Origin of the sequence: Eubacterium sp. ER2 (assembly GCF_000765215.1) — a bacterium.
Classification (GTDB): domain Bacteria; phylum Bacillota; class Clostridia; order Lachnospirales; family Lachnospiraceae; genus Claveliimonas; species Claveliimonas intestinigallinarum.
Window position 1 is genome coordinate 71,296 of record NZ_JPJE01000004.1, and the last position, 17,644, is coordinate 88,939.

General features: G+C 53.1%; 18 protein-coding genes. 6 read left to right on the top strand and 12 right to left on the bottom strand.

Annotated features, from left to right (window positions below):
* Window positions 1-173 precede the first annotated feature (173 nt).
* On the top strand, window positions 174-770 hold the full coding sequence (locus NI21_RS0101360) for an AAA family ATPase (protein ID WP_033124449.1): 597 nt from the start codon (window positions 174-176) through the stop codon (window positions 768-770).
* A gap of 265 nt (window positions 771-1,035) precedes the next feature.
* On the opposite strand, the gene NI21_RS0101365 is transcribed toward NI21_RS0101360, so the two are convergent.
* The 10 genes from NI21_RS0101365 to NI21_RS0101410 all read right to left on the bottom strand — a co-directional run bounded on the left by NI21_RS0101365 (window position 1,036) and on the right by NI21_RS0101410 (window position 10,674).
* Window positions 1,036-1,374: a nucleotidyltransferase domain-containing protein gene (locus NI21_RS0101365; protein WP_033124450.1), complete on the bottom strand. Its 339-nt coding sequence runs from the start codon at window positions 1,372-1,374 to the stop codon at window positions 1,036-1,038.
* 166 nt (window positions 1,375-1,540) lie between these two features.
* The gene (gene tsf / locus NI21_RS0101370) at window positions 1,541-2,461 is read right to left on the bottom strand and encodes a translation elongation factor Ts (RefSeq protein ID WP_033124451.1); all 921 of its coding nucleotides are present in this window, start codon (window positions 2,459-2,461) and stop codon (window positions 1,541-1,543) included.
* Between the two features lie 62 nt (window positions 2,462-2,523).
* On the bottom strand, window positions 2,524-3,285 hold the full coding sequence (rpsB, locus tag NI21_RS0101375) for a 30S ribosomal protein S2 (RefSeq protein ID WP_033124471.1): 762 nt from the start codon (window positions 3,283-3,285) through the stop codon (window positions 2,524-2,526).
* Window positions 3,286-3,513: 228 nt separating this feature from the next.
* A complete protein-coding gene (locus tag NI21_RS0101380; RefSeq protein ID WP_052083765.1) occupies window positions 3,514-4,233 on the bottom strand; it encodes an ABC transporter permease in 720 nt (239 codons plus the stop codon).
* Window positions 4,234-4,235: 2 nt separating this feature from the next.
* Window positions 4,236-5,069 carry an ABC transporter ATP-binding protein gene (locus NI21_RS0101385; protein WP_033124453.1) on the bottom strand — a complete coding sequence of 278 codons (834 nt, stop codon included), beginning with the start codon at window positions 5,067-5,069 and terminating at the stop codon, window positions 4,236-4,238.
* A 149-nt stretch (window positions 5,070-5,218) separates the two neighbouring features.
* Entirely contained in the window at window positions 5,219-5,944 is a 726-nt protein-coding gene (locus NI21_RS0101390) for a hypothetical protein (protein ID WP_033124454.1), read from the bottom strand.
* Between the two features lie 27 nt (window positions 5,945-5,971).
* Window positions 5,972-6,847 (bottom strand): LytTR family transcriptional regulator DNA-binding domain-containing protein, encoded by an 876-nt coding sequence (locus NI21_RS0101395; RefSeq protein ID WP_033124455.1) that lies wholly within the window; start codon window positions 6,845-6,847, stop codon window positions 5,972-5,974.
* A gap of 185 nt (window positions 6,848-7,032) precedes the next feature.
* Window positions 7,033-8,157 carry an NlpC/P60 family protein gene (locus NI21_RS0101400; RefSeq protein WP_052083767.1) on the bottom strand — a complete coding sequence of 375 codons (1,125 nt, stop codon included), beginning with the start codon at window positions 8,155-8,157 and terminating at the stop codon, window positions 7,033-7,035.
* Window positions 8,158-8,365: 208 nt separating this feature from the next.
* Window positions 8,366-9,496 carry a C40 family peptidase gene (locus NI21_RS0101405; protein WP_033124456.1) on the bottom strand — a complete coding sequence of 377 codons (1,131 nt, stop codon included), beginning with the start codon at window positions 9,494-9,496 and terminating at the stop codon, window positions 8,366-8,368.
* A gap of 185 nt (window positions 9,497-9,681) precedes the next feature.
* Complete coding sequence (locus NI21_RS0101410) at window positions 9,682-10,674, bottom strand: CPBP family intramembrane glutamic endopeptidase (RefSeq protein ID WP_138303496.1); 993 nt, start codon at window positions 10,672-10,674, stop codon at window positions 9,682-9,684.
* Between the two features lie 180 nt (window positions 10,675-10,854).
* Between NI21_RS0101410 and NI21_RS0101415 the strand changes: the two genes are divergently transcribed.
* On the top strand, window positions 10,855-11,346 hold the full coding sequence (locus NI21_RS0101415) for a prolyl-tRNA synthetase associated domain-containing protein (protein WP_033124457.1): 492 nt from the start codon (window positions 10,855-10,857) through the stop codon (window positions 11,344-11,346).
* Window positions 11,347-11,442: 96 nt separating this feature from the next.
* Here NI21_RS0101415 and NI21_RS0101420 read toward each other — a convergent pair whose 3' ends face one another.
* Both NI21_RS0101420 and argS read right to left on the bottom strand, forming a co-directional pair.
* Window positions 11,443-12,630 (bottom strand): serine-tRNA(Ala) deacylase AlaX, encoded by a 1,188-nt coding sequence (locus NI21_RS0101420; protein WP_033124474.1) that lies wholly within the window; start codon window positions 12,628-12,630, stop codon window positions 11,443-11,445.
* A 35-nt stretch (window positions 12,631-12,665) separates the two neighbouring features.
* Window positions 12,666-14,432 carry an arginine--tRNA ligase gene (gene argS, locus NI21_RS0101425; protein WP_033124458.1) on the bottom strand — a complete coding sequence of 589 codons (1,767 nt, stop codon included), beginning with the start codon at window positions 14,430-14,432 and terminating at the stop codon, window positions 12,666-12,668.
* A 213-nt stretch (window positions 14,433-14,645) separates the two neighbouring features.
* On the opposite strand from argS, the gene NI21_RS0101430 reads away from it, so the two are divergent.
* From NI21_RS0101430 to NI21_RS0101445, 4 genes are all read left to right on the top strand, one after another.
* Complete coding sequence (locus NI21_RS0101430; RefSeq protein ID WP_033124459.1) at window positions 14,646-15,542, top strand: deoxyribonuclease IV; 897 nt, start codon at window positions 14,646-14,648, stop codon at window positions 15,540-15,542.
* A 108-nt stretch (window positions 15,543-15,650) separates the two neighbouring features.
* Entirely contained in the window at window positions 15,651-16,019 is a 369-nt protein-coding gene (locus NI21_RS0101435) for a GntR family transcriptional regulator (RefSeq protein WP_033124460.1), read from the top strand.
* 2 nt (window positions 16,020-16,021) lie between these two features.
* Window positions 16,022-16,723, top strand: a complete 702-nt coding sequence (locus tag NI21_RS0101440; RefSeq protein WP_033124461.1) for an ABC transporter ATP-binding protein — start codon at window positions 16,022-16,024, stop codon at window positions 16,721-16,723.
* Window positions 16,717-17,547 (top strand): hypothetical protein, encoded by an 831-nt coding sequence (locus NI21_RS0101445; protein ID WP_033124462.1) that lies wholly within the window; start codon window positions 16,717-16,719, stop codon window positions 17,545-17,547. The genes NI21_RS0101440 and NI21_RS0101445 overlap by 7 nt, the downstream gene beginning before the upstream one ends.
* Window positions 17,548-17,644 lie beyond the last annotated feature (97 nt).

Here is a 17,644-nt window from a genome sequence, read left to right on the forward strand (position 1 = left end):
TCTTTGTCATGCTTCAAGTCCACTCTATATGGATTTTTGGAAAAAGTCAATGGCCCGGGAAAACGAAAGGGCTGTATCCCTTTTTCCCCTTGCCCTTATACACCGCACAGCAGTATACTGATATTGAAAAAAGAAAAAAGGAAAGGAGACGGCGAAACGCCGGAATTGACGCAATGAAAAAGATGATCTTAGTTACTTCCCCACCCGCCTGTGGGAAAACCTATATTTCCAAACAGCTTGCCGAAAATCTGAAGCATGTTGTCTATCTTGACAAGGACACTCTGATTCCCCTTTCCAACCGGGTATTCATAGCTGCCGGCCAGGAAATCAACAGGAGCTCTGACTTTTTCGAAGAGAATATAAGGGATTACGAGTACGAGGCCATTGTGGACATCGGCGTGGAGGCGCTGGCCTACGATGACATTGTCCTCATCAACGCTCCCTTTACCAAAGAGGTTCACAACGAGGAGACGCTGGAGCGCTTCCGCACCAAGCTGCGAAAAAAGGGCGCCAAGCTGGTAGTCATCTGGGTCGTGACTGATCCGGAGGTGTGTCACGAGAGAATGATCCAGAGAGCTTCAGACCGGGATACCTGGAAGCTGGAACACTGGGATGAGTATATAAAGACCATCGATTTTTCTATCCCGGAGCCCCTGAAGCGCCTGGACGCGGGGCATGATCTAATCCTCTTCTACAATTCCTCCGACGCGGAGTTTGACCAGTCCATGAAGACAATTCTCCCCCTGCTGGAGGAGGACGGGGAGATATAAGGGTCTTCCAAAAAATTTCAAGAGCGGCAGAATTTTAATTTTCCGCCGCCCTTGATTTTTTCATTCAGCCTTGAGCAGGAGAGCTGTTTGCTCAAGGTCCTATTTCTTCCTTTAAATATTGTTCAACTAATGCTACTACTTCTTTTGCTGTCTCCAACTGTTCTTTTGCATCTTCAATTGATACAATGTAAAAATCATCGTAATCACTGGCATGGCGAATTTCCTGTGCCAGGCCAGTTCTCTCGCCCCACCAATATCATCCAGGCTATGCTGCATACAAGTCTACCCCTTCATTCTTAATATTGTTATAGAATGGATATGCTCTGATCCATTTATTAAAATGATCCGAATTCTTCACAATAGGCATGATTTCCAAATCATTATCAAAATTATAATCAAAAGTCAGGTCGGAAAGCGTATGCCCTTTACTTCGTATCTCATCGTCTGACAGATCCACCAAGATCATAATATCAATATCTGAATTCGGGCCAAAATCGCCTCTTGCATAAGAGCCGTATAATATCACAGACTTCAGCCTTTCTCCATAAATTTTATGCACGTCTTCCACATATTTTTTTAATATTTCATTCCAAACCAAAGACATATACTTCCTCCTTCCCACTCTTTTTCTAATTATAGTATATCTATTTTACAGAATGAAATCAATCATACTTTTATGTGCCACCATATGTTTTCTTCAAAAAAACCCTTACAAACAGCATATACCGCCATTTGTAAGGGTTTCCCTTTCAGAATATCAATGCATGAATTTACATTCCAGCCTGCGCTGCAACCTCTGCTGCGAAGTCGTCTACCTTCTTCTCGATTCCCTCGCCTGTCTCGAAACGTACAAACTTCTTCACTTCCATGTTTGCGCCGTTCTCCTTTGCAACCTTGGCAACGTACTTGGCAACTGTCAGGTCGCTGTCCTGTACGTACACCTGATCCAGCAGGCAGATCTCCTTCATCTCTTTGTTGAGACGTCCGATGATCATCTTCTCAATGATGTTGTCCGGCTTATCCGGGTTCTCTGTCTTAGCCTGTGCAAGCAGGATCTCCTTCTCGTGATCCATAAACTCCTGAGAAACCTCATCCCTGGACACATACTTCGGAGACATAGCCGCAACCTGCATAGCCACGTTCTTCAGACATGTCTTGATCTCATCGTTGATCACGTCGGTAGCTGCCTCTACAAGGACGCCGATACGTCCGCCGCCGTGGATGTAAGCCACAACGCATCCGTCGGAAACGATCTTCTCAAATCTTCTGATGTTCAGCTTCTCACCGATCACGGAAATCTTCTCTGTCAGGGCCTCCTGTACAGTCTTGGAGCTGTCCTCGATCCATGGCTCTGCCATGAAAGCGTCCATATCCTTTGCCTCTGTAGCCAGAGCCTGATCGGTAACTGCCTTTACAAAGCCCTGGAACTCAGCGTTCTTTGCAACAAAGTCTGTCTCGGAGTTTACCTCAACGATAGCTGCTGTCTTGTCTTCCTTAACCTCAGCCATAACAAGACCCTCTGCGGCAATTCTGCCGGCCTTCTTAACAGCCTTTGCCTCGCCGTTCTTTCTCAGGTACTCGATCGCTGCGTCCATATCTCCGTTTGTCTCGCTGAGGGCCTTCTTGCAGTCCATCATGCCTGCGCCTGTCATCTCTCTCAGCTCTTTTACCATACTAGCTGTTACTGCCATTTCTTTTTCCTCCATATATAATTGATCATATATAGTTCTTCAAGTCTGCTTCCGGGGTCAGATTAAGCCTCAACTGTCTCCTCTGCTGTCTCCTCGTAAGCCTCCTCGCCCTCTGCGTACTCTTCCTCATTGTACTCAGCAGCGCCCTGGTTAGCCTCAACAACAGCGTCAGCCATCTTGGAAACGATCAGCTTAACCGCACGGATAGCGTCGTCATTTCCAGGAATTACATAGTCGAGCTCTTCCGGATCGCAGTTTGTATCAGCGATACCGATAAGCGGAATTCCAAGGGTATGAGCCTCCTGCACGCAGATTCTCTCCTTCTTCGGGTCAACAACGAAGATTGCGTCCGGCAGTCTCTTCATCTCTTTGATACCGCCAAGGTTCTTCTCCAGCTTCTCCCACTCTTTTTTCAGCTTGATAACTTCCTTCTTCGGCAGAACATCAAATGTTCCGTCCTCAGCCATAGCCTCGATCTCTTTCAGACGTGCCACACGGCTCTTGATGGTCTTGAAGTTTGTCAGCATACCGCCGAGCCATCTCTCATTTACATAGAACATACCGCAGCGCTCTGCCTCTGTCTTGATAGCGTCCTGAGCCTGTTTCTTTGTTCCAACGAACAGGATCGTGCCGCCCTCTGCCGCGATATCGGATACTGCCTGGTAAGCCTCATCTACTTTTCCAACGGATTTCTGCAGGTCGATGATGTAGATACCGTTTCTCTCTGTGTAGATGTAGGGAGCCATCTTAGGGTTCCATCTTCTTGTCTGATGTCCAAAGTGAACACCTGCTTCTAAAAGCTGTTTCATTGAAATAACACTCATGTTTCTTTCCTCCATTTGGTTTTCTTTCTTCCGCACATTTCATTTCCCGCATGACCGTCTTTTTGTGAAAAAAGCTTAGGCACCGGTGCGGGCAGACATATGCGTGTTTTTTTGCAACGGTCATATATTATCATAAAACCCGCCCTGTTGCAAGCATTTCTCCCGATTTTGTTCTCGTTTTGTCCTCCGCTTTTCCTGATTTTGTCCTTCTTCTTTTTGACGGATTAATCAGCAGTCAATGCCCTTTCTCTGATAGAAGAGGTTGAACAGGATGTACCCGGCCGCGATCCACAGGGCGCACACCCCCAGGGCGACGAAATTGCCCTTTGTGAACAGCTCCTGGCTTTGAGTCACGCCACTGTAAATTGTCTGAAATGAGGTGGTGGGCACAGCGACGGACACCTTCTCCAACGTCTCGCTGAGTCCTCCAAAAAGAGGCGGCAGCATGGTCAGCAGCATGAGGGGCGCGCCGATGGTTCCGGCCGACGCCTGATCCCTGGCTAAAAGTCCCGCCAGCGCCCCCAGGAAGCACAGCCCCGCCGAGGCCAGCAGCACAGCCCCTGTGTAAACCGGGAAATTCTTCACATCCCCCCCTGTGATGAAGAACACAGCCGCAGCGTCCAGAGCCGTCATCAACAGGCACACGATCATCTTGGAGGCCAGGAACTCCTGCCCTCTCACCCGGGCCATCATGAGGGAGCGGAGGGTGTATTTTTCCTTCTCCTCCGCGATCATCACAGGCAGGATGCTGGTGGGGCTGATAGCGATGGAAAACACAGCGCACATGCCAAGCACGTAATCTCCCATCTCATCCCCCAGGTCTTTGAAAACATTCTGGTAGATAAAGCAAAATACAATGGGAATAAGAAAGCTCACCAGAATATTCTTGTTGGTCAGGCATCCCTTCAGATCCTTTTTCAGTAAGGTAAAAATAATTTTTCCGCTCATGGCTATTGTTCCTCCTTTGTCAGTGTAAGAAATACGTCCCGCAGACTGGGCTCCTCAGAGTGGATCATAAGAACCTCCCCTGCCTGCTCCAAAGACTTCAGCAGTGCTTCTCTTTCCAGAGGCACCTCCTTCTTTCCCTCCCCCGTGGTGATGACCACCCTTTTCCGGGAGTATTTCAGCTTCAGCTCCTCCGGTGAACCGCTCTCCACAATGCTTCCTCTATTTAAAAGGGCTACCCTGTGACAGAGCTCATCCGCCTCCTCCATGTTGTGGGTGGTGAGAAAAACTGTGGCTCCCTCCCGGTTCAGCTTCCTGATAAGATCCCTTATCTCATCCGCCGTAGCCGGATCCAGGTTGGCCGTGGGCTCGTCCAGAAAGAGGAGGCCCGGCTCGTGGATGATGGTCCTGGCAAAGACCAGTCTCTGCTTCATCCCCCGTGAGAGCTTCTCCACCTTCTTCCTGGCGGCATCAAGAAGCTCCACCGCCTCCAGCGTCCTTCGGATTTTTTTCTTCTTATCCTTAATCCCGTAAATATCCGCGAATATGTCCAGGTTTTCATAGACTGTCATCTTCTCATACAGGCCGCTCATGTCGCTCATAATACCGATCTTCTTTTTTATATCCGGTGAAAACGGATCCTTCCCCAGCACAGTCACTTCCCCGCTGTCACTGTGAAGCTGCCCGGTGAGGAGCTTGATGGTAGTCGTCTTGCCTGCCCCGGAGGGGCCCAGGTATCCGAAGATCTCTCCTTTTTTAATTTCCAGATCACAGTGATCCAGCGCCTTTACCTTTCCAAAGGTCTTTGTCAGTTGATTTGCTTTTACGATGTTTGTCATGGCTTTCGTCCTCCTTACAGCTCCTATCCTACCGATTCTGTAGATTTTCACCTTATTTTCCCGGTAAATGGAGCCTGCAAGGGGATGAACGGAGCAAAAAAAGGGGTGAAACCTGCAAGGCATCACCCAAAAAGTCACTTTTTTATTTCTCATATGTGCTGAGTCCCGGTCTCAAGGGCAGGGAAAAAGGCTCTCTTTTTCCGGATCACAAGGAGGACAGCCAGCCCTGCCAGGAACCAGATCACACAGACAGCGCTGCCCCAGGCCAGGGACACATCCATAAAGCCCTCCATGGGCTGTATTTTTTTCAGGACCACTCCCAGGATACCGGTGGGCAGAAACTCCGCCACTCTTCCAAAGGCCACATTCCAGTAGGAAAAGACCGGCGCCACATAGACGGCCACCACGCTGATGGCTGCGTACACATTCACGCTGTTCTGGTCCTTTGCGTACACCCCGGTCAGGAAGCCCCAGGGCAAAAGGGCCGTCACGCCGGCCAGATGGATCAGCAGGTACTCCGGCAGGAGGGACATATCCGCCCCCGCGATGAGAAACACCACCACAGCCATGAGCTCTCCCACCACCAGGCAGGCCACGGCCTTAGCCGCCGCAAACTGAGCCAGCGTCACGCCGGACCGGGACAGAAGGGACAGGGTGTCCCTCTCTTTTTCCTCCACCAGCAGGAGGGGAAAATCTGTCAGCGGCACCAGCACGATATTAAAAAGTCCCGTGGTCAGAATCAGCATCCAGGGATCAAAGTACACCATCCGGAAGATCATTGCCAGAATGGCCGGGGTAAAGGCCATCAGCAGAATCGTTTTATCCGTAAAGGACGTCCAGATATCCTTCTTCAGCAGCGTCCACATTCTCTTCATTTTACTTTCCTCCTAAGGCTCACTGATTTAAAATTCATACATGCTTCGCAGCTCCTGGATCTTTCCCTTGGACAGGGGCACGTCTGTCTTCTCGTATCCCGACAGGCGCAGGGAGTAGGAATTTCTCGTCCACTTCACCAGCTCCACCACCTTCTGCATGTTCACAATGTAGGATCGGTGGCACCGGAAAAAGCCGAACCTGGCCAGCTTTTCCTCCAGCTCTCCCATCCGGAAAGCACCCGTATACTGCTCCCGCTTTACGTACACAAAGACCTTCCCGTCATTCGCCTCCACGTAGTCGATCTCCTCCGGATTAAAGAGGAAATTCTTCTCATTGTAGGAGACGGAAATCTTGCTCACCTGGGGAAGCTCCGGGCTGTCCTGGGTGTTCTCCCCCTGGTCGATGCACCGCACCTCCCCCTGAATGATCTCATAGTGATCCCCGGGGCAGATGCAGGTGTCCCGGTGGGACAAGGACAGGGTCACAAGCCGCCCCTCCCGCTCATAAAAGCTCTCCATCCAGCCAAGGATGACCTTCTTTGACTCTTCCTCCTCAAAGGCAATAGGATTCAGGACAAAAAAGTCCTGCGCTCCCCTGACAATCTCCCGGGCGATCCGCACCCTCTTCTTCTGTCCCTCCGTACATGCGCCCAGCTTTTTTCTCATCAGCTCCGAAAGGTGCATCTGCTCCACCGCGGAGCGCACTCTCCCCGACCTGCCGGACAGCCCCGCAAAAAACTTCAGATAGCTTTTCACTGTCATCCTTTCATACAGGGCTCCCTTATCTTCCACATATCCCGCGTCCCGGCCCGCCGCCTCCATCAGAGGGGCTTCGTCCTTTTTGGTTCCCTCGAAATGGAGCATCCGGCTTCCGGATAAAACCTCCCTCAAAAGCTCTTCCATAATCTGTTCTCCTTTGGCTTCACCCTGCCATTTTCCGCAGCAGGCAAAATACTTCTCCATTGTACTGGATGGAGGCGTACATTTCAATATATATGGAAGAAGTATTCCCGGAGGTTCTCCCGAAAGAGGGGCGTAAAAAAGGACCTGCGCTGTAAAGCGCAGATCCTGTATCTGTCCGCCATATCCTAGAGAACTCTTCTCACACAGCGGAGCTGCCGGTATGTACAGCTCGACCACTCCACAATGCCTACCTCCGGGGATGAGGCGTGGATGATGCCGCCCGTGCCATTGTAGATACCTACGTGTCCATAGTACACGAGGAGATCTCCCGCCTGTGCCTGGGAGAGAGGGATCTCCACTCCCGCCGTGGCCTGGGCTGTGTCAGTCCTTCCCAGGCTGACGCCAAAGGCCGCGTAGATCTGCTGGGTAAAGCCGGAGCAGTCGATGCCGTTTGTCAGGCTGTTGCCCCCGTATACATAGGGGTTGCCCAGGAACTGTCTCGCATAGGCGACCACCGCCCATCCGTCTGTCCCCTGGGGAGGAATGACTGTACTGCCCCCACCACTGGAGCCACTGCCGCCGCTGGAACCGCTGCCACCAGATCCACCGCCGTTGGATGGCTGGCTGGGGGTAGTATCCTGGGCCGCGGCTGCTGCCGCTGCCGCCGCCTGGGCCTCCTGCTGCCTGCGGGCCTCTTCCTCCGCCTGCTGAGCAGCCACCGCCTCCTGAATGTCCGCGTCAAGCTGGGCAATCTCGGACTGCTTCCCCTCAATCATCGTTCCCAGGGAAGCCTTGTCGTTCTCCAGCTGGCTCTGCATCTGGTTCATGCTCTCCGCCTCCTCCTGGAGACTTTCGGAGAGCTTCTCTATCTTCTCCGTTGTAGCTACATACTCTTCCTGCTTCTGTCTGTCATATGTGTGCACATTTTTTATGTACTCGGCCTTGTTCACCAGATCTGAAAAGCTCTCTGCCGAGAGGAGCAGCTCCAGCTCGTTGCCGCTTCCGGACTCGTACATGTACTGAATACGCTTTTTCATATCCTCGTACTGCTTGTCCTGCTGCACGATCGCCTCCTCCAGGTCTATATTCGCCTGGTCGATCTCCTCCTGCTTTTTCTGCAGATCCGACTCCAGTGTGCTGATCTTGTCCAGAATACCTGTCAGCTCGGACTGGAGCGAAACCACCTCGTCCTCTGCCGCCGCCTTGTCATTTTGCAGATCCTCCACAGAGGGGGTTGCAAAGACAGGGCTGACCGCCATGGAACTGATCAGCGCCGCTGTGATAAAAGCCTGTGCGATTTTTCTCTTCATATTCTCCCACCTGTCTGTTGTAAATTATTTATACTCTTATGATTTCAGTTTTCACTTATTCAAAATACATGTTACTACATATTTTCGTTTATTTCAACATTTTCCAGGAATTCACAAAAGAAAAGCAGCGCTCCTTCCCTCAAAGGGCAATGGAGCGCTTCTCGTTCTTTGACTATTCTTTTTTCAGGTAAATCCTAACGATAAATTCCTACCAGCATCTTCTGTACCAGGGTGATCCGTACACGCTGGCGATCTTGACCACGTCTCCCGGCTTGGGCGCGTGGATCATCTGACCGTTCCCGATATAGATCCCCACATGTGTTCCGTAGCACACGATGTCTCCCGGCTGTGGATTGCTGACTGCCACGCCGCAGCCTCCCTGTGCCTGGGAAGTCCTGGGAAGGGAAATGCCCGCCACCGCATGGCAGTACTGCACAAGTCCGGAGCAGTCAAATTCCACACCAGGTGTGGAGCCGCCGTATACATAGGGTACATTCAGCTGGCTGTACGCTGCGTTTACAATAGCCTGTGCAGTGGATGTGTTTCCACTGGATACGCTGCCGGATGAGCCAGATGAGCCGGATGAGCCTGAGGAGGAACTGCCGGTGGAACCAGATGTTCCGCTGCCGGTCGAAGCTCCTGTGGAGCTGCCCCCGGTTGTTCCGCCGCTCTGCACAGTCGTATTGCCCGTTGTCCCTGTATCCTGGCTTTCCGCCTCCCGCTGAGCCGCCTCCGCCGCGGCAGCCTCTGCCGCCGCCTGGATCTGCTGGTCATAGTTGGCGACCTCCGCCTTCTTCTGCTCCAGAGTCTCATTCAGCTCCGCTTCCTGGGCCTCGTACTCAGCCTGCATGGTCTCCTGCTTATCCTGCTCTTCCTCCAGCGTATCCTTCAGATCCTGGATCTCTTTCTCCGTATCCTCCAGAGCCTGAAGCTGCTGCCTGTCATAGGTATGTACATTGGAGATATACTCCGCCTTGTTTACAAAATCTGAAAAATCCGTGGCAGACAGAAGAGTCTCCAGGGCAGTAGCCTGTCCGTTCTCGTACATATACTGAATGCGCACCTTCATAGAAGCATACTGCTCCTCCGCCTTCTGCTGGGCTGTATCCAGATCCTCCTGGGCCTGGATGATCTTTTCGCCGGTGGAGATCATCTCCTCCTCAAGCTCACCCGCTTTATTGAGAAGTTCTGTCAGCTGCTCCTGTAGGGAGTCCGCCTCGCTCTGGGCCGCCGCTTTACTGCTCTCAAGTTCGTTTGTGTCCGGAGCAGCCAAAACCGGTGTCGCGGCTACGGAGCTGGCCAGAACCGCGGCGAGAACTGCTCTTCCATATCTCTTCATCTTTATTATCGTCACCCTTTCCGGTCATTTCTTATAGAAATCTTTCTTTTTCAACAGCATTTATTATAAATGACCAGTTAAAGTTTTGCAATATTTTTTAATACTTTTGTAATATTTTCATATTTCCATCACATTTCTCATCCGGCGCAGCAGGGAAAATCCCTTCCGCATCAGATCCTCTCCCGCTAAAGAGCCGCTGTATTTCTCTCCTCCGGTCCTCCCGGGAGCACCGGCTTCTCGTCAATCCTCTGGATCAGGACAAACATGGTGGCTGCAAAGGCAGCGCAAAGGACAGTGACGACGCTGATGCGCAGATTGTCCTCCATCAGCCATCCGAAGAGGCCGAACTGCGTGGCCGCCACAGAGATCAGGTTCATCACCACATGGGCCGCAGCCGGGGCCTTCACAGAGCCGTATTTTTCATAGACATAGCTGAGCATCATGCCCGTGGCAAAGGCGTACAGCATCTGGACCATGTTTCCGTGAAGGATAGCAAACACGAGGCTTGAGAAAAAGGCCGCGTGCATAAACCCGGACTGCTCTCTCATCCGCTTGAACATCATGCCCCGGAAGACAAGCTCCTCGGATATGGGCACCAATACTCCGAGACAGAGGAGCTGCATCCCAAAGGGAGCGCTGTAGAGAGACTCGGAGGTCTGCTGGTAGTTGGCGCTGTAGCTGGAGATGCCGGAGATCAGGATCAGGTTGTTCAGCCCCACACAGAGAGCCGCCGCAATCCCGATCACGGCCCCGTACTTCCACAGGGGCGCCTTCCTGTTGGGGATCACGCCCGCCAGCCGCTCATTTTTCCTGTCCTTGTGGAACATATATAAGATGACAGGGATGACGATGAGCGCGGTAACGCCCTCAAGCTGGGTGGTGTACCGCAGCATTTTCTCCGAGATAGACAGGGAGAAATTTAACATGTCCTGCTGACTCTGCATGGCTCCTATTGTCTCTTCATAGTGCCGGGAAATATAGAAAAACGTATACCCCATCACAGCCACCATACTGACGCCGATGCTGATCAGATATTTGATGATCAGGGGCGTCCATGCGTACCATGCTCCCCTCCTGACCGGGGGTGACACATGGCCTGTCGGCATCCCCTGCGGCATTTTGTGGGGTTCACTGTCTGTTCCGGGCTCCTGGTTCGGATTTTCCCAAGGATTATTCATATATCGTAAGCCTCGCTTTCTCGATCATTGTATGCGCTGCCCGCAGGCAGGCTCTCAAAATTCTTTTTTATTCTACTTCCGAAACAGAAAAGTTGCAATTAAAAAACTATAAACTCTTTCATTTCTCCTGATTTCGCCCTATAATAATAGAAACACCCCACGAAAGGAGCTTAATATATCATGGAAGATCAGAAACAGCGCGTTTACGATGCCCTGAACAAGCTGGGCATTAAATATGAAGTAGTGGAGCATGAGCCCGTCCATACCATGGAGGACATGGACCGCCTCGGCCTGCCCCAGAAGGGAACTCTCTGCAAGAACCTGTTCCTGCGGGACGCCAAGGGGAAACGGCACTTCCTCGTCACCTGCGATGAGAAGAAAAAGGTGGACCTGAAGGCGCTGGGCCGCACTCTCGGAGCCGGCAACTTAAGCTTTGCCTCCGAGGAGCGCCTGGAGAAATATCTGGGTCTGAAGCAGGGCAGCGTATCCCCCTTCGGACTGATGAATGACACAGACCATGCGGTAGAATTTTTTATCGACAAGGATTTAAGCCGCTGCAAGAGCCTTGGCATCCATCCCCTGGAGAACACAGCCACTGTGTTCCTGTCCTTCAAGGATCTGGACAAGTTCCTCTGGGATCTGGATGTGGATGTAATTAAGATCAAGCTGTAGGCATATCGCCCGCCGGCCGGGACTCTAAGGCTGTATATGGTATATAAAAGAGACAGGAGATCTTTAACGAAAAAGGAACTCCTGTCTCTTTTTGGTTTACAGCTGTGTTTCGCTTACGTCCGCCCTTCCGAACTCCTCCAGCGCCCTGCGAATGTCCGCCTCGCCGCCTGTCAGGGTTCCCTGGATCATGCCCGGCTTTCCGCCGCCCCGGCCCTCAAACCGGCTGTTCAGGCTCTTCCCAAGAGGCCGCACATCCGTCTGTCTGCTGCCGATCACATACCGCCAGCCGCCGTCCTTCGCCGCCGTAAAGACGCCGCAGACGCAGGCTCCCCTCTCCAGGAGCAGGTTCATCAGCTCTCTCGGAGCATCCCCCGCAAGGTCGTCCGCAAAGACAGCCGTCACCGGCTCGTCCACACGGATTTCCTTCGCACGGTACGCAAGGATCTGATGCTGGAGTCTTCCGTTCTCATACCTCTGCTTCTCCAGCTCCTCCTTCTGCCGCTTTACCGCCCCGGCGATCTGGTTCTCCTTCTCGCACAGAAGAGCGCCTATCTCCTTAGCGGCTGCCAGCTTGGCCTCGTAGTCCCTGAGCGCCCGAAAGCCGCAGAGCATGGTGATGCGCTCACCGCCTTTGTAATTCATCCGGTTCACCAGCTTGATCATCCCGATCTCCCCTGTCCGCTTCACATGAGGCGCGCAGCAGGCGCACACGTCGTAGCCGGGCACACTCACGATCCGGACCTGTCCCTCGATCTCAATCTTACTCCGGTACTCCATATGCTCCAGCTCCTCCTTCGAGGGGTACTGGACAAGGACCTCCAGATCCAGCGCCGCCGCCCGGTTGGCCTCCCACTCGATCTTTCGGAGCTCCTCCGCCGAAATAGGGCCGTCAAAATCCATGGTACAGTAGTCGCTGCCCAGATGAAAGCCCACGTTGTTGTATCCGAAACGGCTGTGGACGAGGCCGGAGACAATGTGCTCTCCGGTATGCTGCTGCATCTTCTCAAAGCGCTCCTCCCAGTCGATCCGGCCCCGGACAGCCTCTCCCGGCTCCAGGGCCTCCTCCGTCCTGTGGTACACAACACCGTCCCTCTCCTGGGCATCCACCACCTTTATCTCTCCCAGGTATCCGGTGTCCGCGTACTGCCCTCCTCCTTCCGGGAAAAAGCAGGTCTGGTCCAGCACGGTCCAGAATCCGCCGCCTTTCTCACATGCCTGGCAGGATAAAACCCGGGCCTCAAATTCCCTCATGTGGCTGTCCTCGTAAAACAGTTTCCTGGTCATCTCTTCAACACCTACATTCTCTGTATTCACATCTTCTACATTCTCTCCGGAGCCTCAAAGCCCAGCACATCGATACAGCTCTCCAGGATCTTCTTTGTCAGCACGAGAAGGGCGATGTAGCTCTTACGCACTTCCTTATCCTCCTCTGCCAGGATCTTTGTCTCGTGGTAGAACCGGTTGAAGGCGTTGGCCAGCTCATAGATGTAAGCGCAGATCTTGTGGGGCGCCAGCTCCTCAAAGGCGGTCTCCATCACGCCGTTGTACTTGGCTGCCTCCAGCATAAGTGCCTTCTCCTCCTCCCCGTGGGCTCCGGCGATGGCCAGGCCCTCCAGCGACTCTCCCGCCTCTGTGTATTTATTAAGGATGGACTTGATCCGCACGATGGTGTAGAGAATATAAGGGCCTGTATTTCCCTCAAAGGAAGTGAACCTGTCCACGTCGAAGACATAGTCCTTGGCCGCCTGGTTGGAGAGGTCTCCGTATTTGATGGCGGAAAGTCCCACGATCTTCGCTGTCTCTCTGGCTTCCTCCTCTCCCACGGTCCGGTTGTCCGTGATCTTGCGGTACATCTCCTCGTCAATCTCCGCGATCAGGCTCTCCAGGCGCATGACGCCGCCCTCCCTTGTCTTGAAGGGCTTCCCGTCCTTGCCGTTCATGGTGCCAAAGCCCAGGAACCGCAGCCTTGTCTCCTCCGGCACAATGCCTGTCTTCTTGGCAGCACGGAACACCTGGGTAAAGTGGAGCTCCTGCCTTTTGTCCACCACGTAGATCACCTGATCCGGGTGATAATCCTGCTCTCTCTGTACCAGAGTGGCAAGGTCCGTGGTGCCGTAGAGAGAGGCTCCGTCTGACTTCTGGATCATACAGGGCGGGATCTCCTTTGTGTCGTCCTCCCGCTTCACATCGATGACCAGGGCTCCCTGGTCTATCCGGGCAAAGCCCTCTTTTTTCAGCCTATCGATCATATCCGGGATGTAGGGCTGGGCGTCGGACTCTCCCTTCCAGAGGTCAAACTCCACGTTCAGATTGCTGTAGTTCTTCTTCAGGTCCGCCACAGACACTGCCATGATGTGCTTCCACACAGCCGTGTATCCCCTGTGTCCGTTCTGGAGAAGATAGGTCGCGTGCAATGCTTCCTCCCGGTAATCCTCGTGCTCCTTCGCGTAGGCGCTGGCTGTTGGGTAGATCTCCTCCAGCTCTCCGATGGTAAAGGGCGCCTCCTCGGGATACTCTCCCTCAAAGGAATCGTCAAAGTAAGGGAGCTCCGGCTGGCGCTTCTTCAGCTCTGTGATGATAAGGCCCATCTGGTAGCCCCAGTCTCCCATGTGGATGTCTCCCAGCACCTTATGTCCCATGAGACGGCAGATCCGCTTAACGCTCTCCCCGATGATGGCGGACCGCAGATGCCCTACGTGGAGTGGCTTGGCCACATTGGGCCCGCCGTAGTCGATGAGGATGGTCTGGGGAGCGCTGCTCTCCTCCACTCCCAGCTTTTTGTCCTCTCCCATCTCATTCAGATAGCCTGCTATATATTTATCGTCCAGTTTTATATTAATGAAGCCGGGCTTTACCATCTCCGCCGAGAGGATGCAGCCCCCCTCCTTTATCTGATCCACCACATCCTGGGCGATCATAAAGGGCGCCTTTTTGTACGCCTTGGCTCCCGCCATGGCGCCGTTGCACTGGTACTCGCACAGATCCGGCCTGTTGGACAGGGTGACCTTTGCGTAGGAGCGGTCGTAGCCCGCCTTCTCAAACGCCTCTTCCATCTCTTCCGTGATCAGATCTATCAGTTGTTTCATTCTTTTTCCTCCATTCCTGCGGTCAGGATACCCTCTGCATCCCGATATCATCTTATAAGTCTACCATAATCAGGCTTTTCTCTCAATATCCTCTTTTCCACATTCTGTACTTTTTTCTTTCTTGCATTTTCCGGGCAGGTGTGCTACCCTCTTTGCCAGACCCGGTTGAAAACCGGGCCGACAGCAGACTTTTCAGAAACGAGGGATTACAATATGAAGATAGGTTCTCATGTGGGGATGAGCGGAAAGGACATGCTTCTTGGCTCCGCGAAGGAGGCCGTCTCCTACGGGGCGGACACATTCATGTTCTACACCGGCGCTCCCCAGAACACGAGAAGGAAAGAGATCAGCGAGCTGAACATTGAGCCCGCCTGGGATTACATGGAGGAGCACGGGATCGATGAGATCATCGTTCACGCCCCCTACATCATCAATCTGGCCAACACGGTCAAGCCGGAGACCTACGAGCTGGCAGAGCGGTTCCTGGCCCTGGAGCTGGAGCGCACCGCCGCCTGCAAAAGCCGGATCCTCATCCTACACCCAGGTGCCCATGTGGGGGCCGGGGTGGACGCCGGCATCGCCCAGATCGTCCGGGGGCTGAACCACATCCTGACGCCGGACACACCCGTGTGCATTGCCCTGGAGACCATGGCCGGGAAGGGCTCTGAGATCGGCCGAAGCTTCGAGGAGCTGGCCCGCATCTACGACGGAGTCACCTGCAGCGACAAGCTGCGGGTCTGCTTTGACACCTGCCACACCAGCGACAGCGGCTACGACATCATCCACGATTTCGACGGCGTCATGGAGGAGTTTGACCGCCTCATCGGCAGGGACCAGATCGCTGTCTTCCACATCAACGACAGCAAGAACCCGGCAGGCGCCGCCAAGGACAGACACGCCAACATCGGCTTTGGTCAGATTGGCTTTGACGCGCTGAACTACATTGTACACCACCCGGATTTCGAGGATGTGCCAAAGATACTGGAGACGCCCTACGTCCCCTCCCCCACCCAGCCGAAGAAATCCTTTGCGCCCTACAAATACGAAATCGAGATGCTCCGGCAGGGATCCTTTGATCCGGACCTGCTAGAGAAAATTGCCGGCAATTAGTCCGGCTTTTTTCTTGACATTTCCTCTTGTATGTATTATTGTATTACATAGATAATACATTTATATTTTTACATTTTATAAATGCGACAAGAAAAGCGAGGTGATCACATGCCATGGGACTTAGATAATGACCGCCCCATCTACCTGCAGCTTATGGAGCGGATCCAGCAGGACATCATAGCCGGCGTATACAAGCCCGGCGACAAGCTCCCTTCTGTGCGGGATCTGGCGGTGGAGGCCGCTGTAAATCCCAACACCATGCAGAAGGCTCTCTCTGAGCTGGAGCGCAGCGGCCTTGTATATGCCCAGCGGACCAGCGGACGTTTTATCACGGAGGACGAACAGATGCTCAAGGACATGAAAAAGGAACAGGCTTCCAGACATATAGCTGAGTTTTTTGAAAAAATGAGAAGTCTCGGTTTCCGGGACGAAGAGACGCTCTCCCTGATCGAGGAAGCAGTAAAGGAGGAACACTGACTATGAAGCCGATATTAGAATGTAAGGGGCTTTCCAAAAAATACAACAACATGAACTACGCCCTCACCAATCTGAATCTGGCGCTGGCCCCCGGCCAGATCGTGGGGCTCCTGGGGCCGAATGGCAGCGGCAAGAGCACGCTGATCAAGCTCATCAACGACCTGCTCATCCCCACGGAGGGCGAGGTTCTTGTGGACGGCATGACGCCCGGGGTGGAGACAAAGAAGATCGTCTCCTATCTGCCGGAGCGCACCTATCTGGATCCGGCCATGAAGATCAGGGACATCATCTCCTATTTTGCGGATTTCTACGAGAACTTCGTGACAGACAGAGCCTACCACATGATGACGGATCTGGAGATCGATGTGAACGCCAGGATGCGGACTCTTTCCAAGGGCACAAAGGAGAAGGTACAGCTGGCCCTCGTCATGAGCCGGGACGCCCGCCTCTACATCCTGGATGAGCCCATCGGGGGCGTGGATCCCGCCGCCAGGGATTACATCCTGCGGACCATACTTACGAACTACAGCGAAGACGCAACCATCCTTCTGTCCACCCACCTCATCACAGACATTGAGAACATCCTGGACAGAGTGCTCTTTCTCCGCCAGGGCCAGATCGTCCTGAACCAGACAGTGGATGAGATCCGGATGAACCAGGGAAAATCCGTCGACGCTTTATTCAGGGAGGTATTCAGATGCTAGGAAAACTGATCAAATACGATTTAAAATCCATCACAAGGTTTCTGCTCATCATCCACATTTTCCTGATAGCCGCCGCCGTGTTCGGGCGCGTCTTCCTGACGGGAAGGATTGATTTTGAGGCAGACGAGATCAACGAATTTCTCCTGACCCTGACCTTTGTGATCTACATCATCATATTTGCCGGCGTGTCCTTTGGAACCTCCATTATCATCGCCGTGAGATTTTACAAAAATCTGTTCTCGGATGAGGGATACCTGACCAACACCCTGCCGGTGACCAAGGGAATGCACCTTCTGTCCAAGACAATAGCAGGGAGCCTCTGGTGTCTCATCGACACGCTGCTCATCTGCCTGTGCGCCTACATCCTGATGGCCGTCCCCGTCATAACAGAGCCCTTAAGCGCCCACTGGGACGAATTCATCCATCTGCTGGGCTTCCAGGGACAGGGAGACCTCAACCTCTTCCTGCTCTATATGCTGCTGCTCAGCGTGGTGAGCGCTGTCGGCAATGTAGTCATCATAGAGGCGTCGATCATCTTCGGGCAGCTCTTTAACGGCCACAAGGTGCTGGGAGCTGTGGTCGCCTACTTCGTGATCACAACCATCACCTCCATCGCTGCCACCGTGGCCATGGGCGTGCAGGGCATCCTAAGCGACAGCATTGCCATGAACTCCGGCACAGCAAGCATGGCCCCCGAATCCATCGACCTGGCAGGCTACCTCACGGACATCATGAACCTGAGCCTTATCCTGTCCCTCTGCCTGACAGTCATCCTCTACCTCCTGTCCTACTTTATCATGAGGAGGAAGATCAATCTGTCATAAAGCAAAATCGGATAGGGGAGATTTGACCCTCCCCTTCCACACCACGTAGCGTACCGTTCAGTACTACGCGGTTCAATAGTTTACGCGTACTTTCAGA

What these genes read in the sequence shown, in the direction of transcription:
- NI21_RS0101415 (WP_033124457.1), top strand. Translation starts at nt 10,855, where the DNA reads ATGGAAGATCAGAAACAGCGCGTTTACGATGCCCTGAACAAGCTGGGC.
- NI21_RS0101400 (WP_052083767.1), bottom strand. Translation starts at nt 8,157, where the DNA reads ATGAAGAGAAAAATCGCACAGGCTTTTATCACAGCGGCGCTGATCAGT.
- NI21_RS0101360 (WP_033124449.1), top strand. Translation starts at nt 174, where the DNA reads ATGAAAAAGATGATCTTAGTTACTTCCCCACCCGCCTGTGGGAAAACC.
- NI21_RS0101430 (WP_033124459.1), top strand. Translation starts at nt 14,646, where the DNA reads ATGAAGATAGGTTCTCATGTGGGGATGAGCGGAAAGGACATGCTTCTT.
- NI21_RS0101365 (WP_033124450.1), bottom strand. Translation starts at nt 1,374, where the DNA reads ATGTCTTTGGTTTGGAATGAAATATTAAAAAAATATGTGGAAGACGTG.
- rpsB (WP_033124471.1), bottom strand. Translation starts at nt 3,285, where the DNA reads ATGAGTGTTATTTCAATGAAACAGCTTTTAGAAGCAGGTGTTCACTTT.
- NI21_RS0101390 (WP_033124454.1), bottom strand. Translation starts at nt 5,944, where the DNA reads ATGAAGAGAATGTGGACGCTGCTGAAGAAGGATATCTGGACGTCCTTT.
- argS (WP_033124458.1), bottom strand. Translation starts at nt 14,432, where the DNA reads ATGAAACAACTGATAGATCTGATCACGGAAGAGATGGAAGAGGCGTTT.
- NI21_RS0101405 (WP_033124456.1), bottom strand. Translation starts at nt 9,496, where the DNA reads ATGAAGAGATATGGAAGAGCAGTTCTCGCCGCGGTTCTGGCCAGCTCC.
- NI21_RS0101410 (WP_138303496.1), bottom strand. Translation starts at nt 10,674, where the DNA reads ATGAATAATCCTTGGGAAAATCCGAACCAGGAGCCCGGAACAGACAGT.
- NI21_RS0101385 (WP_033124453.1), bottom strand. Translation starts at nt 5,069, where the DNA reads ATGACAAACATCGTAAAAGCAAATCAACTGACAAAGACCTTTGGAAAG.
- NI21_RS0101445 (WP_033124462.1), top strand. Translation starts at nt 16,717, where the DNA reads ATGCTAGGAAAACTGATCAAATACGATTTAAAATCCATCACAAGGTTT.
- NI21_RS0101435 (WP_033124460.1), top strand. Translation starts at nt 15,651, where the DNA reads ATGCCATGGGACTTAGATAATGACCGCCCCATCTACCTGCAGCTTATG.
- NI21_RS0101380 (WP_052083765.1), bottom strand. Translation starts at nt 4,233, where the DNA reads ATGAGCGGAAAAATTATTTTTACCTTACTGAAAAAGGATCTGAAGGGA.
- NI21_RS0101440 (WP_033124461.1), top strand. Translation starts at nt 16,022, where the DNA reads ATGAAGCCGATATTAGAATGTAAGGGGCTTTCCAAAAAATACAACAAC.
- NI21_RS0101420 (WP_033124474.1), bottom strand. Translation starts at nt 12,630, where the DNA reads ATGACCAGGAAACTGTTTTACGAGGACAGCCACATGAGGGAATTTGAG.
- NI21_RS0101395 (WP_033124455.1), bottom strand. Translation starts at nt 6,847, where the DNA reads ATGGAAGAGCTTTTGAGGGAGGTTTTATCCGGAAGCCGGATGCTCCAT.
- tsf (WP_033124451.1), bottom strand. Translation starts at nt 2,461, where the DNA reads ATGGCAGTAACAGCTAGTATGGTAAAAGAGCTGAGAGAGATGACAGGC.